Raw genomic sequence first — 13573 nt, forward strand, 5'->3', positions numbered from 1 at the left:
CCTCAAAAACCAACTTTAACACCTAAAAATATCACCACAGAGAACACCGAGAGCACGGAGAAGGACCGTTAACTAGCCTCTATCCGCTTTTCTCTGTGCTCTCTGTGTCCTCGGTGGTAAAAGCTCTGAAGTAGCGGCTGGATGATCTGTTATCCTATGCGCTTCCCTCAAATAACAGCCAATCTATGATGAGACGATCTTTTTTACCCCCCTGGTGGGCAAAGAACCCACATGTGCAGACGATTTTACCTGTGCTCACTAAGGTTGAATCCCCGGCACTTTCCCGCCAACGCCTGGAATTAGGTGATGGTGATTTTATCGATCTTGATTGGTTAGGTGACCCCCATAACGCCGGTAGCATTGTTGTTATTATGCATGGGCTGGAAGGTAGCTCTGATTCCCACTATATACGACGCTTACTGCAAGATTGTAATCGCCATGGTTTATGCGCGGTTGTGCATCACCATCGGGGCTGTTCGGGTGAGCCGAACCGTTTAGCCCGCAGTTATCATAGTGGCGATACGCAAGATATTAGTGACACCTTGGCGTACCTTAAAGAGCATTTCCCTCAAGCAAAACTGTGCGCTGTGGGTTATAGCTTAGGGGGGAATGTGTTGACTAAATATCTGGGCGAGATGCAGAGTGATAGCACCATAGACCGTGCGGTTGTTGTCTCGGCCCCACTGCAGTTATCAGCCTGTGCCAAGCGATTAGAAAAGGGGTTTTCGACTCTTTACCAATGGCATCTGATTAAGCAGCTTCGAGATAAACTCACCGATAAATTTAATCATCGAACCATTGTCGATCAAGCATCGGTGACGCCGAAGCAAGTCAGTACACTGAAAACGTTTTATCAATTTGATCACCGGGTGACTGCGCCACTGCATGGCTTCGAGGGTGTTGATGATTACTATGCTAAAGCCAGTGGATTTAGTTATTTGGCGAAGATTGACCGACCAACGTTAGTCATACATGCCGCTGATGATCCGTTCATGAATGCAGACGTAATCCCATCAGCTAACCAGTGCTCCGCAGATGTAACCTATGAACTGCATCAACAGGGTGGTCATGTCGGCTTTATTGACGGTGGTTCTCCACTAAAACCACGCTACTATTTAGAACAACGTATTATTCATTTTCTGACGATAAATAAAGCTGTAGCTAGTGATGAAGCAATCGCTAGTGGTTAGACGTAGCTTCGCTACTTGCCAGAACGTCGCTACGCGACTCGCTAGGAAAAGATTAAAAGCCGTAAACTGTAAATAAAGGCAGGACTCAATGAAAGAGATCACACGAATTAATCATGTAGGGCTTCGGGTTAGAGATTTAGATACCGCTAGAAAATTCTACGAGCAACTCGGATTTAAATTCATTGCAGGTCCGGTTGGTCCAGAGCCTGCGGCTATCGTTGAGCACCCATCAGGTATCAATATCAATTTCATTCTCAACGCATCTGATGATGCTCCGGAAGATAATATTCTAATGAAACAGGATATAAAATATCCTGGCTATACACATATCGCGTTGGAGATAACTGACGCAGAGGTCGTGTCTAAGAAAATTGAAGAGCTGGGAATAACAATCACTGAACGGGTAGAGATTAATGGTGCAAAATTCTTCTTTATCAGAGACCCGGACGATAACGTCATAGAGCTTCATCAGGCCTCAAATAAGAGCAGTAGCTAGTGGTTAGACGTGGCTTCGCCACTTGCTAGAACGTCGCAATGCGACTGCTAGGGAAAGACTAAAAGCCGTAGCGCGTTGTTCGATCGTCACATTCACATGGGATATTAAGTCAGAATGATCAAGCACAACGTTCTCAATAACCTGTTCCAAGGAAAGGTAAAGCAAAGCTTTGGGCTAGAGACAGGGATGGAGAAATCGCCTGTGGAAGGGGATATTTACCTATCTATTGAAGGCCTGGAAGGTGACGCCTGTGCGGATAAAAATCACCATGGTGGCTTAGAGCGTGCCCTTCATCAGTATCCATCTGAACACTACAAATATTGGTGCAAGCGATATGGGACAGGGTTTCAATGGCATGCGCCGGGCATGGGAGAGAATCTTAGCTCTACGGGTATGACAGAGCAGAACGTTTGCATCGGCGATCGTTTTAGCTGGGGTGATGCGGTTATTGAGATAAGCCAGCCTCGCTCTCCCTGCTATAAACTCAATACACGGTGGGGTATAGAAGACTTTTCTATCCATATGCAGGAGATCAGTCGATGCGGGTGGTTGTATCGAGTGATCGAGCCCGGAATAGTCAATGTTGATAAGCCGCTTCGGCTGATTGAGCGGGTCCCTGACGCGCTAACCGTTCGTCAGGTATGTGATATCTACTTCGGCAACCCACTCGATCAAGAGGGCTTGTGTAAACTAAAACAGCAAACGAGATTGTCTGATAGCTGGATGCAAAAAGTTGTCCAGCGTATAGACACAGGTGAAGTTGAAAACTGGAATTTTCGATTATTGGGCCACGCTTAATCGTTCAACATGAGTTGCGTGCGAAGATTTGGAGCAGAAGCCAGTGGTTAGACGTGGCTACGCCACTTGCTAGAACGTCGCTACGTGACTGCTAGGGAAAGATTAAAAGCCGTAGCTCGTTGTTCGAATGTCGCTAAGCGACATGATAGGCATTTAGGTCGGTGCTTTGTTATCTGCGCTTGATTTTTCGGCTAATAAATCCAAATAACCCTTATCCAGGCCTTTTCTTGAAAGGTAGTTAGTACCGCCCTTATGGATGACTATAAAACCTTTCTCAGTGGTCTTTAATTCATCAATATCGTTCCAGAGGATACTTTGCTGGTGGTGAGCGCTGTCGCTATAGATACCCTGATCATCAATCCGAATATTGACCCGGCTACCGGCCCTGCGACTAAGCATTTGACGGGTTACCCACCAACCGCGTTTATAGCGAATAGATAGCAGTTCAACAGCGCAGAGGGCGAGTAGAAACCATGCAATATAGGGGTCAGACTCTTGGGCAAAAAACACACCGGCGAGAATGACCAGTATTATCACCTGACGGTATGTTTTGAGGCTGAGAGTAGTATTCGCAGATTCGTCAAAGCACTCAATGAAGTATTCACGATTGAGGATATAGTAGCTGCTCTGATCTGTACTGGTGCTGCTGTTAGGGTGGGCGGTGTCTGTCATACTCTGGCCTGGCGATGTAAGGACAATGTTGTAGGAACGCTAGTGTAGCAAATCTGGCAAATGAAGCTTGATTAGTTAAAGGGCTCTAATCGATTTAGTCTTTAAAAGCCGTAGCTCATTGTTCGAACGTCACAAAAAGCGTGACTTGCTCGTTGTTCGAAAAAGTAATTGTCAAAAGTATCAATTCTCCAGTACTGTTATAGTTAGTGCATAGCTTGTATGTATAAACAGTTTATTTTGCATATAGCAGTAGTTATGCTCGTTTTATCGTTAGACAAAGGCTCGTTTTGCTGCTTATAAGTTTTGCAAAACTGAAGAAATACAAAGGGATAGGTATAAAACGCTGGTGAGATACTGCGCCAGGTAAAGAATGCATATGCGCATTCTCGTTTTTGTCTTAAAGGAGATCACGATGTTCAGTAATTCCCTTCTAAGATCAGATAGTTATCACCCCTTTTGTGACTTTAGCTCGGCATGCATATGCGCCGGCCTAGTATTAAAATGTTAAATGTCTAAAATGGATCTCAGATGAAATCACTACTTATAATCATAATTGGATTATTTGCATCATGGCATTTCACGGACTTATCCTCTGATAGCAGCCTTTATAGTGTTCTCGCTCCATTAGGTGTATTCATTTTTCTAATCTCATTAGGTATTTGGCTCGTTTTGAAAGCAGGCTTTGGAAGAAGAGATGATGGAGGGGTTGGTTATCATGGTAATGATGGAGGTTTTGGTGGAGATGGTAGCTGTGACTAAACATTTAACAAGTAGCTGTAGTGGATCGTCGCTGCGCTCCTCACCACTAAGCTAGGCGTTAAGCGTAACTAGATGGAAATCGTAGAAATTATAATTTCATTGGTATGGCTTTCGATTATGTTGATTGTAGGCCTGCCGAGCTTAATCAAAGGCATGTACTTCACGATCAAAGCCGTAGGCAATCACAACGTGAACATTACCAAAGAAAACCGATTCACTCGTTTCAATACTTTTAATGCTCTGTTTGTCCCAGGAGCATTAAACGAAGAAGGCATCAAATACCGAGCTAAGGCCGGTAAGAACCTACTAGTATTTTTCGGTTTGTTTCTTATAACCGCGGCCGGAGGGTTCTTTAATGGCACTCTGTAGCAGCCGCTTAACAAGTGCAGGCATTGGACATCCACTGCGTGGCCGCCCATGCTGCAAGCGTTATATTTTGCACAAAGTTAAGGAGTAACAATGGGCGAAGAAGACCATGACTTCGGTGGGTTAACTGTAGATACCTCCATTTTTGATAATCATGGAATTAGGCTGGAATCAGGTCTATTGAGAAAACTTGATCAGTTCAAACCTACAGATGTTGAACTTGCTATTTCAGATATTGTTTTAAATGAAGTTCGCAACCATTTAAAGTCAAAAGTTTCTGAAATAAAAAATAAACTTGAGAAGAGCATCAAGGATACCGAAACCCACCTTTGCTTTGATTCATCCAAAATCAACGATGGAAAAAGCATTTTAATTCCAGAAAAGTCCCCTGAAGAAATCACAGATGAACGTCTAAAGGACTTTCAAGAAAGCAATGGGTTCACAACCGTTGAGTCTTCTAAATACCTCAATGTTGATGAACTGATAAATAGCTATTTTTCTCACAAAGCCCCATTTAGCGAGTCTGGTCAAAAGAAAAATGAGTTTCCTGATGCTATAGCCCTTTTATCTCTTGAAAAATGGGCGGAAGAAAATGAAATAAAAGTTTTGGCCGTATCAACAGATAAGGATTGGGTGAAGTTTTGTGAGGTATCAGATTGGTTATTTATCAAAGGAGACTTAGCTGAGGCCATTTCTACTTTTCAACCTAAAACTGCTCCATATCACTTCTGCGATGTACTTGCCAAAGCTATATCAAGTGGCGATGATCAAGCTGTCATTGCAGATATTGAGCAAGCGGCATGCGACTATACAAATGATTTATACCTTTATGCAGAAGCAACCTCTGGTTTCTTCTGGGAAGCTACGGATTCAGTGGAAGTCAACTATGAGAGTTTTGAGTTTGTAGAAGATGGTAACAATCAACCAGTTTTACGCTTAGTCGAAGTAGAAGAAGAAAGCATTGTCATTGAAGCAAAAGTAATTATTAAGGCTGAGGCAAGCTGTAGCTTCTCTCTTTCAGTGCATGATTCCATTGATAAAGACTACGTGTTTCTAGATAGTTCATCAGCTTCAACTGATTTTGAGTACAAAACCGATGTACTAATGACCTTGGCGGGTGAGTTTGACCAAGGAATGGATGCTGTTGAGCTAGTTGGAATTGAATTTCTATCTAGTCCTAACAGCGTTGAGTTCGGGGATCTACAGCCAGATTTTTGGGATGATGAGTAACCAAAATATAACAAGAAAAAGCAGCGGACTCGTTCCTCGCTCGCTGTTTTGGGCGTTAAAAGTAACGGGAGAGTACATGTATATCGATAAATTCAAAATATATACCCTTGTTGTCCTTGTAGTATTCCTCACTGCTTGCGCTTCAGGTTCATCGATTGTCACTGGTAAAGTCAGAGCACCAATAGACTTTAATCAAGTTAAACTTTACCTAGACGCTCCTAAAAATTACGAATCAGTAGGTATTGTTAAAGCATCTAGTGATGCAGGTTGGACAGAGCAGCGCAGCCAAGATTATGCTATTCAAGAGCTAAAAAAGCAGGCAGCAAAATTGGGTGCTAATGGTGTTTTACTCTCTACTACCGGAGAGAATGCTTCGGCTATTGTTTGGACTTACTCAAATGGAGTCACCTACGTTATACCTGTCTCTGAACAAACAGTTACCGGTAGGGCTATTTATGTCAGTGAGTAATTGTTCTAACAAAGAAAAAGAAGAGAAAAAAGGGCAAATTTATTCGTTGTCCCCTCTCTCTTCACAACCCACAGAACCAAAGCTTTTTCTAGCAAGCGACGAAGTCGCGTCTAACCACTAGCTAGCCGCGAAGCGGCGGTCTAGCTGCTGACCTTAAAAAATTGACTGCCATCAAAGGCTAAAAGCGCATTTTCCTCTACTATCAGGCATCGATTAAGGAGTCTCCCATGACCTCGTTCACGCTGCCTGACTTGGCGCCATCCCGGCTGCTGCAATCTCTACCGATACCGAGTTTCTCTAAATTTATTCAGTTTACAGAGCCGAAGCTGCCGTTTGCTTTTAGGAAAAAAATGGCGGAGCAGCTGTTAAATTATCTGTTCAAAGAACAGCTTCAGGATGATGAGTTTTATTTTCTCGAAGGGCAGCAGTTAGGTTTGGAGGTCAGGGATTTAGGCATACAGGTGGCGTTTACCTGCGAGTTCGAAAAGCTCGTGGTGCTGCCAGCCCAACAACCGGATGCCTGGATTCGAGGCGATTCAGCCGACTTCATCAAAATGGCGTCTCAGGACGTTGACCCCGACACGTTATTCTTTCAACGTAAGCTGGTTATCGAGGGTAATACAGAACTCGGTTTAGCTATTAAGAATCTAATGGATAGCGTGGACTGGAGTGAAATGCCGGCGGTGTTCCAGCGTAGTATTCAGTTAGCCCAACGTTCAACTACTTAGTTGGACTCGGTAACTTGAACAGGAATAAGATGACGACCCTCTCTTATCTTATTCCTGTTAGTTGAAACTCATCACTTAGCCCTCATAGGTCGCCACTGAGATTCAGTTTCGCGACTTAGAAAACACCCTAATCGATCCACTTCATACCGGGCTCACCATACCAGTAGCCATTACATTGGGACTGATTCAGTAGCGGGATACTCGTTGATGAAGACTCATGTAAACGGTTAGCGAAGCGTTGCACCACGTCAGCCATGCCTTCACGCTGTGGGCTGAGGCGCACCAGGTCTACCCCGATGTCACGCATCCGCTGTAACTCGTTTTCGAGGTTGTAGTGCTCTCCCGATAACGTCTGAATACCATTGATGATGAAAAGATTATCATCTTCCTGTGATCTCATCGGAATACCATCGGGGTATTCGATACAGCAAAAATTGCAGTTATCTTTGGGCAGGTTCTTAAAGCGAGCGGTAAAGCAGCGTGCAGCGTAAGCCAGGGGTAAGCAACCATAAGCAAAGACTTCGGTTTCTAGCGCTGGTAAGCCACCATCAGCGGTGGCTTGTTGTAACAAGTCTTCAAGGGTTTGTGCGCCTAATTCTACAGGCATCACCCAACGTCGCATGCCGCTGCTATACAGTTGTTTCAGAACCGGTAAGTTATAAACGTTGATAGAAGGGCCGGTCACGAAGGGGATACCCTGTTGACTGAGTAACTGCACGGCGGCCATATCATTGGCCTCGACCATCAGATCGCCATTGCTGCAGATACGCCGCAGCATTTTTAGTTCTGATTCGGCCTCAAGCAACGCCAGGGTAGAGAGCACCACTCTTTTTCCGCACTGAGTTAACTCCTGCGCTATCTCTAACCAATCAGACAGTTTGAGTTCACGCCGTTTAGAGCAGACGGTTTCGCCCAGATAAATGGTATCCAGTGGCAGCTCTGCCATTTCTGCATAAAAATTGTAAACATCCTGTTTTGGCCAAAAATATAACATAGGGCCCAATGACAGCTTCATGGCCTTTTCGATGATCTGATTTTCTGGATGAGGTTCTTGTTGATTCACAACCCGGTTCATCATGTTATCTCCCTTTACTGCCAGCTACGGTGATAAGCACCGATGGTCGTTGTTGAGCCTTCAGAGAGTTCCAGCAGGCCGTTATTCCACTCAGGATTTATGTCAAAGTGATCAGGGTTACGCGCCGCCGTATCCAGGGCTTCTCGCCAAATACGCACAACCTTAGCGACATAGGCAGGGCTTCTCTGGCGTCCCTCAATTTTTAATGCCTTAATGCCCATTTGTTTTAACTCAGGAATCAAGTTCAACGTATTTAAGCTAGTGGGTTCTTCCATCGCGTGATAAACCGAGCCTTCCACATCAAAGCGACCTTTACACAGGGTGGGATAGCCTGCTTTTTCATCAGTTTTGTAGCGGTCGATCAGCACATCATTTAAACGCGATTCAAGGCCTGTTGCGGTCTCTTGCCAGCACACCGCTTTCGCCGGAGAGCAGGCACCACAGGTATTAGGCGATTCGTCTGTAATATACGAAGAAAGATAACAACGGCCCTCGACCATGATGCAAAGGCTGCCAAAGGCAAATACCTCCAGTTCAATCGGGCTGTGCTGAGCTAAGTGTTCGACCTGCGCGAGCGATAACACACGGGGCAGTACCGCACGCTTAATACCGAACTGCTGCTGATAGTAGGCGAGGGCTTCATAGTTGGTTGCTGAACCTTGTACAGAAAGGTGCAGGTTAAGCGCTGAATGTGTATCCGAGGCGTAGCCTAATACTCCCATATCCGCAGCGATTAACGCATCAACTTCCATATCGGCGGCCAGATCAACCGCGCCCTGCCAGGCTTTCCAGCCGGAAGGCTGCGGATAGGTATTCACAGCACAGAGCACTTTAACGCCATGCTTGCGGGCATAGTCTATGCCTTTTTCAGCCTTGCGGCGGTCAAAATTAAGGCCTGCAAAATGGCGGGCATTGGTGGCATCTTTAAAGCCAAAGTAAACAGCACTAGCACCATTATCAACGGCTGCTTTTAAGGCAGGATAACTTCCGGCAGGACAAATCAAATCCACGATGCATCTCCAACATATTTCAGAGACGCTAGCCTAACAATCGCAATAATAGATGTATTTGATAGCCATCAAACAATAAAAATAGATGACGCTATGCATCATCAGATTTATCTTCTGTCATCGGCAAGGTGAACTTAAAAGGAGCGCCTGAGTTGCAGAAAAGAGAGGCATGAAAAGCGCGCCTCTATTATCATGAAAAATATTTACAGCGATAGATGGTTAAGTTGTCGTTATTGATTTGACTGTCTGCAGGTCGATTAGAAAAGCTGGACATAGTCTGACCCTGTGCATTGCTTTGTATCATGCGGGCATCTATACAGCGGACAAATGATCAGGAGAAGGATGCTTTGAAGGAATTATGAATATTATATTTGGCGCATGTTCCGCTCAGTATGAAGTGTTTTTGTTAGCTGGCTTTGTTGTCGCTCTGGTTGGAATAGTATGCAGTATTCTGGTGCTTGTGAGAGACAGATGGTCTGCAAGTGTAAAAGGTAGAAAGTGGCGTGCCGTTTTATTTTTTTGTGTAATTTACATAATCGCTGCGATACAGCTAGCTGAAGACTTTGGTTTATGTACGGGTAAAGCATAATAATTAAAAGTTCACCAATGCGCGTTGAGTTGCAAACTGAATACCTGGTTCCGTGTGACCCTAACAGTTATGTTCAAATCTATATTGCTACAGAGCCATTTGAATGAATGAAAATACGTTATTTGAGTTAACCCTTTTTGATCCTGAGAATACGCTTGTTGCCGGGTTAAATAAACGCGGTATAGCGTTTAGGAAGGTACCGGTTACCCGGCAGTTTGTGGTGGCGATGGACGAAACGGTGGAAATTATCAGTACTGATTCCCCTGAAACGCTGATTGAAAATCTTGTATCGGTTTTCATCGCGTGGCTTAAAGGTAAGCGAAACCGGAAGCTACAGGTTCAGCTAGTAGACGGTAGCACTGTTTATATTGATGAAAACGATATTGAAGGCGCGACCTGTATACTCACTAATTCGCTTAAAGTGACCGCATTTGACCCGGAATATAACAACAGAATACTCAATAGCGAATGACGCGGAACTTTTACCCTTGATAAGATTCCGCCTGGCTGCTGCTGGCTATGTTCACTGTAAAGGCGGCCTGGCGTTTCGGGGCCAACGTTCTGCATGACTAAATGGATAACAGATGATTTTTGATATTTCAGAATTAGAAAACCAGGATAAATATCGCCTCTTGAATGGGGGAGTTACGCCCAGACCGATCGCATGGGTGAGTACACGATCAGATGATAATATTGATAATTTAGCCCCGTATTCATTTTTCACCGTGGCCAGCTGTAACCCTCCGGTACTGCTCTACACACAGGTAAACCCGAGAAGTGGCGTACAGAAAGATACGCTGCGCAACCTTATTGAAACGGGTGAGTGCGTGGTTAATATTGTGAATACTGCGCTATTAGAAAAAATGAGTCTGACCAGTACCACGCTTAACAGGGATGAAAGTGAGTTCGATCTGGCGGACGTTGAACGTTGCCCGAGTCAGAAAGTGAAACCTCCTTCTGTAAAAGAGTCTCCTGTGCGTTACGAGTGTACTCTGAGAGAAGTTGTGTCTATCAGTGACTTACCGATGGGCGGTACCGTTGTGCTTTTAGATGTGCAGTCTGTTTATGTCCGTGATGACTTGTATGAAGATGGAATTATAAATCAGCAACTAATCGAGTCAGTCGGAAAGATGGGTGGTGATCACTACAGCTTAATTTCTACCTGCGTAGAGATGAAACGCCCCTGAAAACCAGGCTGTAATGTTGAATAGTTTTCGCCGTTTTTTATACGATGGGGCTGCTGTGCTCCGGTGTTTGAGTTACAGGTTCACATAAGCTTAAGAGGGAACTCATGGGAAAATCTACTGCGGCATTGAGTCATATTACGCTGGGGTCTAATGACTACGAAAGGTCCGCCCGCTTTTATACGGCGGCACTTGCGCCGTTAGGGTTTAGCCGTGTGCCTAAGCCGGCGGGTAAGCCTCCATTGTTTGCCAAGAACGGTGAAATGCCCCACTTATATTTGTATAAACCCTTTGATGGAAGGCCCGCAACCTGGGGAAACGGTACTCACCTGGCCTTGCTTGCAGAGACCCGGGATGAAGTCGATGCGTTTTATCATCAGGCCCTCGCACATGGTGGGTTGTGTGAAGGCCCTCCCGGCGTACGAACAGAGTACAGCGATCACTACTATGCTGCCTATGTAAGAGACCCGGATGGCAATAAACTGCAGGCGGTGTGTTATGAGCCAGTATAGACCGGGTAATGAAGAGAGATATTACGGTGAACAGCCCTCATTATGCTGATTAAATATTTTGCCTATGGTTCCAATATGTCTGTTGCCCGCTTAAGGCAACGTGTCCCCAGCGCCTGCGTTATCGGTGTCTATTATCTTGATGGTCACTCGCTGCGGTTTCATAAGTCCGGTCAGGACGGCTCTGCCAAATGCAATGTGTGCTATACCGGTGGGGAAGGCCGGGTCTACGGTGTGCTGTATGAGATTGATTCGGTCGAAAAAATTCAATTAGATAAGGCAGAAGGGCTCGGCGTCGGCTATGGTGAAAAAATGGTTCAGATCTATAATCTGAATGGCACTAACGTTGAGGCGATCACCTATTATGCGTTGCAGATCGATGAGGTTCTGAAGCCCTATAGCTGGTATGTGAATCATGTGGTCATCGGTGCCAGGGAAGCGGAGTTACCCGATGAGTATATCCTCAGCATCACCTCGACAGAGTCTGTCGATGATGCTGATGCTGCCCGGAATACCCGGGAGAGAGAGATTCATCAGCCATGCCCCGAAAATTCCTGAAGAGCTGATTAGGCTATAGTTACTCTATGAAAAAAAATACCTGTGTTTTTGCGTTGCTGCTACTGAGCTCATTGTTGAATGGCGCCGACGCAGGAGAAGCGAATGTCGTTAACGCGACTGTCAGTAAGACGGGTGCGGGTCTTTATTCTTTTAGTGTGACGGTGCAGCACGAGGATAGCGGCTGGGATCATTATGCCAATCAGTGGGAGGTTGTTGATCCGCAGGGTAAGGTTCTGGGAACCCGGATTTTGGTTCATCCCCACGTCAGAGAGCAACCCTTTACGCGAAGCCTTTCGGGTGTCCGCATCGGTGCCGGGGTGAAGTCCGTGACGATTCGCGCCCAGGATCTGGTGCATGGGTACGGTGGAACGTCATTTACACTCAATCTTCCGGATTAATAACAGGAGCTCTCGTAGTGCTTGAGAGCCGGACATAAACGCGCCTGAATATCTGCTCTAAGATCGCTTTATCTATCGTCAGGCCGCCACGGGTTTATTTTTTAAAACAAGCATTTTTAAACCAGTAACTTGCTAATTTAATGAGCTATTTCATGTTTTTGTGTTTCATCTTTATGAGTCCTTGTTAATTATCCTGTTATCGTTAGAATGAGTTTTTACACCTTTCTGAGCGCAACAGGGAATTTTGCAAATGTCGGATCAATACAAAGTGGTTTTTACGGGTAAGCTTGCAGAGGATCGCGAGCCTGAAGATATCATTACCGCGTTTGCTGGAACATTTAAATGCAGCGAAGAAAAAGCCCGTGTTCTGGTGATGTCCGGTAAGGCAACGCCTATTAAGAGTGGTCTGGAAAAAGCTAAGGCCGAAAAATACCAGGCGGTTCTTGTCGCGATGGGGCTGGAAGTCGAACTGGTCGCCCCGCAGCCAGCAGCTAAGCCTGCATTTGCATTTGAGATAGAGGGAGACTCTCCTTCCGCTGATGATGACGATTCTGTTTCTGATACCAGTGTTTCTGCCTGCCCTAAGTGCGGTTCAAAACAAGTTGCCGATGACCGCTGTCTGGACTGTAAAATCGTTATTTCGAAGTATCTTGCCATACAGGAAAGCGGCCATGCGTTTACGGCACCGGCCGCGACCCCGGAAAAAGTTGAAGAAGCTGAAGAGTCATCGCCAGATACATCATCCTCTTCGGCAGTAGATTACAGCGCCCCGGCGGATTCCTCATCAAACCCTTATCAGGCACCTGAAGCAGATCTGACCCCCGAGTATGAAGAAGGGGATATGACCGGGCCCGTATCGGTATCGGCTTTACGGGGCTGGGGATGGTTGACCGAAGGCTTTGGTCATTTTAAGCAAAACCCGGTTGCCTGGATTGTTACAATGATCGTCTGGGTAATCCTTACCTCGGTACTTAGTTTTATTCCTGTTATTGGTTCTTTGGCGGTAACACTGTTGTCACCGGTTATCTCGGCGGGCTTTATGCTGGGATGCCGTGAGCAAGAGGAGGGCGGAGATTTCCGCGTTGCTCATCTGTTCAGTGGCTTTAGCAGCAATGTCGGACAGCTGGTATTGGTAGGGCTACTCTATCTGGTATCAATGATCGTGGTGATTGTGGTTATCGCTATGTTCGCTGGCGGCGCAGCTTTTTTGCTGGGTGATGGTCTTAACAGCATGGGGCCGGATATGGCTTCGGCGATGCTGGTACCGATTCTGATTGGTACTTTGTTTATTATCCCGGTGGTGATGGCTTATTGGTTTGCGCCAGCGCTGGTTGCACTGAATGATATCTCGGCGATTGCTGCCATGAAGATGAGCTTCAGTGCCTGCCTGAAAAATATGCTGCCGTTTTTCCTTTACGGCTTGTTCATGATGCTGTTATTTATTATTGGCTCAATTCCCTTTGGCTTAGGATTGTTGGTGGTTATACCGATGATCGTCGCCTCAATGTATACCTCGTACCGCGATATTTTTTACAGCTAGGC

Annotated in this window: 17 protein-coding genes; 14 read left to right on the forward strand and 3 right to left on the reverse strand. The window is 45.6% G+C overall.

Features of this window, described 5'->3' with window-relative positions:
• The first annotated feature begins 188 nt into the window (after positions 1 to 188).
• From AMJAP_RS07015 to AMJAP_RS07025, 3 genes are all read left to right on the forward strand, one after another.
• Positions 189 to 1190: a hydrolase gene (locus tag AMJAP_RS07015; protein WP_026340096.1), complete on the forward strand. Its 1002-nt coding sequence runs from the start codon at positions 189 to 191 to the stop codon at positions 1188 to 1190.
• A gap of 88 nt (positions 1191 to 1278) precedes the next feature.
• A complete protein-coding gene (locus tag AMJAP_RS07020; protein WP_019621543.1) occupies positions 1279 to 1686 on the forward strand; it encodes a VOC family protein in 408 nt (135 codons plus the stop codon).
• Positions 1687 to 1872: 186 nt separating this feature from the next.
• On the forward strand, positions 1873 to 2484 hold the full coding sequence (locus AMJAP_RS07025) for an MOSC domain-containing protein (RefSeq protein WP_019621544.1): 612 nt from the start codon (positions 1873 to 1875) through the stop codon (positions 2482 to 2484).
• 153 nt (positions 2485 to 2637) lie between these two features.
• Here AMJAP_RS07025 and AMJAP_RS07030 read toward each other — a convergent pair whose 3' ends face one another.
• Positions 2638 to 3156 carry a YcxB family protein gene (locus AMJAP_RS07030; RefSeq protein WP_019621545.1) on the reverse strand — a complete coding sequence of 173 codons (519 nt, stop codon included), beginning with the start codon at positions 3154 to 3156 and terminating at the stop codon, positions 2638 to 2640.
• A 528-nt stretch (positions 3157 to 3684) separates the two neighbouring features.
• Here AMJAP_RS07030 and AMJAP_RS07035 point away from each other — a divergent pair.
• The 5 genes from AMJAP_RS07035 (at position 3685) to ubiT (ending at position 6708) form a co-directional block, all read left to right on the forward strand.
• Complete coding sequence (locus AMJAP_RS07035) at positions 3685 to 3915, forward strand: hypothetical protein (protein ID WP_019621546.1); 231 nt, start codon at positions 3685 to 3687, stop codon at positions 3913 to 3915.
• A gap of 72 nt (positions 3916 to 3987) precedes the next feature.
• Positions 3988 to 4284 (forward strand): hypothetical protein, encoded by a 297-nt coding sequence (locus AMJAP_RS07040; protein ID WP_019621547.1) that lies wholly within the window; start codon positions 3988 to 3990, stop codon positions 4282 to 4284.
• A 90-nt stretch (positions 4285 to 4374) separates the two neighbouring features.
• Positions 4375 to 5511, forward strand: a complete 1137-nt coding sequence (locus tag AMJAP_RS07045) for a PIN domain-containing protein (RefSeq protein ID WP_019621548.1) — start codon at positions 4375 to 4377, stop codon at positions 5509 to 5511.
• Positions 5501 to 5980 (forward strand): hypothetical protein, encoded by a 480-nt coding sequence (locus AMJAP_RS07050; protein WP_019621549.1) that lies wholly within the window; start codon positions 5501 to 5503, stop codon positions 5978 to 5980. Before AMJAP_RS07045 ends, AMJAP_RS07050 begins: the two co-directional genes overlap by 11 nt.
• A gap of 227 nt (positions 5981 to 6207) precedes the next feature.
• The gene (ubiT, locus tag AMJAP_RS07055) at positions 6208 to 6708 is read left to right on the forward strand and encodes a ubiquinone anaerobic biosynthesis accessory factor UbiT (protein WP_019621550.1); all 501 of its coding nucleotides are present in this window, start codon (positions 6208 to 6210) and stop codon (positions 6706 to 6708) included.
• Between the two features lie 127 nt (positions 6709 to 6835).
• Here ubiT and AMJAP_RS07060 read toward each other — a convergent pair whose 3' ends face one another.
• A complete protein-coding gene (locus AMJAP_RS07060) occupies positions 6836 to 7786 on the reverse strand; it encodes a U32 family peptidase (RefSeq protein WP_019621551.1) in 951 nt (316 codons plus the stop codon).
• 11 nt (positions 7787 to 7797) lie between these two features.
• Positions 7798 to 8793: a ubiquinone anaerobic biosynthesis protein UbiU gene (gene ubiU, locus AMJAP_RS07065; RefSeq protein ID WP_019621552.1), complete on the reverse strand. Its 996-nt coding sequence runs from the start codon at positions 8791 to 8793 to the stop codon at positions 7798 to 7800.
• A 692-nt stretch (positions 8794 to 9485) separates the two neighbouring features.
• On the opposite strand from ubiU, the gene AMJAP_RS07070 reads away from it, so the two are divergent.
• The 6 genes from AMJAP_RS07070 (at position 9486) to AMJAP_RS07095 (ending at position 13571) form a co-directional block, all read left to right on the forward strand.
• Positions 9486 to 9854 carry a hypothetical protein gene (locus AMJAP_RS07070; RefSeq protein ID WP_019621554.1) on the forward strand — a complete coding sequence of 123 codons (369 nt, stop codon included), beginning with the start codon at positions 9486 to 9488 and terminating at the stop codon, positions 9852 to 9854.
• A 112-nt stretch (positions 9855 to 9966) separates the two neighbouring features.
• A complete protein-coding gene (locus AMJAP_RS07075; protein WP_019621555.1) occupies positions 9967 to 10569 on the forward strand; it encodes a flavin reductase family protein in 603 nt (200 codons plus the stop codon).
• Between the two features lie 104 nt (positions 10570 to 10673).
• Positions 10674 to 11078, forward strand: coding sequence for a VOC family protein (locus AMJAP_RS07080; RefSeq protein ID WP_019621556.1), 405 nt, complete (start codon positions 10674 to 10676; stop codon positions 11076 to 11078).
• Between the two features lie 42 nt (positions 11079 to 11120).
• Positions 11121 to 11633, forward strand: a complete 513-nt coding sequence (locus AMJAP_RS07085) for a gamma-glutamylcyclotransferase family protein (RefSeq protein WP_019621557.1) — start codon at positions 11121 to 11123, stop codon at positions 11631 to 11633.
• Between the two features lie 26 nt (positions 11634 to 11659).
• Positions 11660 to 12031, forward strand: a complete 372-nt coding sequence (locus AMJAP_RS07090) for a hypothetical protein (RefSeq protein WP_019621558.1) — start codon at positions 11660 to 11662, stop codon at positions 12029 to 12031.
• Positions 12032 to 12281: 250 nt separating this feature from the next.
• Positions 12282 to 13571: a BPSS1780 family membrane protein gene (locus tag AMJAP_RS07095; protein WP_019621559.1), complete on the forward strand. Its 1290-nt coding sequence runs from the start codon at positions 12282 to 12284 to the stop codon at positions 13569 to 13571.
• The last annotated feature ends 2 nt before the right edge of the window (positions 13572 to 13573 follow it).

This window comes from Amphritea japonica ATCC BAA-1530 (assembly GCF_016592435.1).
Lineage (GTDB): Bacteria > Pseudomonadota > Gammaproteobacteria > Pseudomonadales > Balneatricaceae > Amphritea > Amphritea japonica.

Coding starts and splice junctions, on each gene's coding strand:
- AMJAP_RS07015 (WP_026340096.1), top strand. CDS start 189: ATGAGACGATCTTTTTTACCCCCCTGGTGGGCAAAGAACCCACATGTG.
- AMJAP_RS07020 (WP_019621543.1), top strand. CDS start 1,279: ATGAAAGAGATCACACGAATTAATCATGTAGGGCTTCGGGTTAGAGAT.
- AMJAP_RS07025 (WP_019621544.1), top strand. CDS start 1,873: ATGGAGAAATCGCCTGTGGAAGGGGATATTTACCTATCTATTGAAGGC.
- AMJAP_RS07030 (WP_019621545.1), bottom strand. CDS start 3,156: ATGACAGACACCGCCCACCCTAACAGCAGCACCAGTACAGATCAGAGC.
- AMJAP_RS07035 (WP_019621546.1), top strand. CDS start 3,685: ATGAAATCACTACTTATAATCATAATTGGATTATTTGCATCATGGCAT.
- AMJAP_RS07040 (WP_019621547.1), top strand. CDS start 3,988: ATGGAAATCGTAGAAATTATAATTTCATTGGTATGGCTTTCGATTATG.
- AMJAP_RS07045 (WP_019621548.1), top strand. CDS start 4,375: ATGGGCGAAGAAGACCATGACTTCGGTGGGTTAACTGTAGATACCTCC.
- AMJAP_RS07050 (WP_019621549.1), top strand. CDS start 5,501: ATGATGAGTAACCAAAATATAACAAGAAAAAGCAGCGGACTCGTTCCT.
- ubiT (WP_019621550.1), top strand. CDS start 6,208: ATGACCTCGTTCACGCTGCCTGACTTGGCGCCATCCCGGCTGCTGCAA.
- AMJAP_RS07060 (WP_019621551.1), bottom strand. CDS start 7,786: ATGATGAACCGGGTTGTGAATCAACAAGAACCTCATCCAGAAAATCAG.
- AMJAP_RS07070 (WP_019621554.1), top strand. CDS start 9,486: ATGAATGAAAATACGTTATTTGAGTTAACCCTTTTTGATCCTGAGAAT.
- AMJAP_RS07075 (WP_019621555.1), top strand. CDS start 9,967: ATGATTTTTGATATTTCAGAATTAGAAAACCAGGATAAATATCGCCTC.
- AMJAP_RS07080 (WP_019621556.1), top strand. CDS start 10,674: ATGGGAAAATCTACTGCGGCATTGAGTCATATTACGCTGGGGTCTAAT.
- AMJAP_RS07085 (WP_019621557.1), top strand. CDS start 11,121: ATGCTGATTAAATATTTTGCCTATGGTTCCAATATGTCTGTTGCCCGC.
- AMJAP_RS07090 (WP_019621558.1), top strand. CDS start 11,660: ATGAAAAAAAATACCTGTGTTTTTGCGTTGCTGCTACTGAGCTCATTG.
- AMJAP_RS07095 (WP_019621559.1), top strand. CDS start 12,282: ATGTCGGATCAATACAAAGTGGTTTTTACGGGTAAGCTTGCAGAGGAT.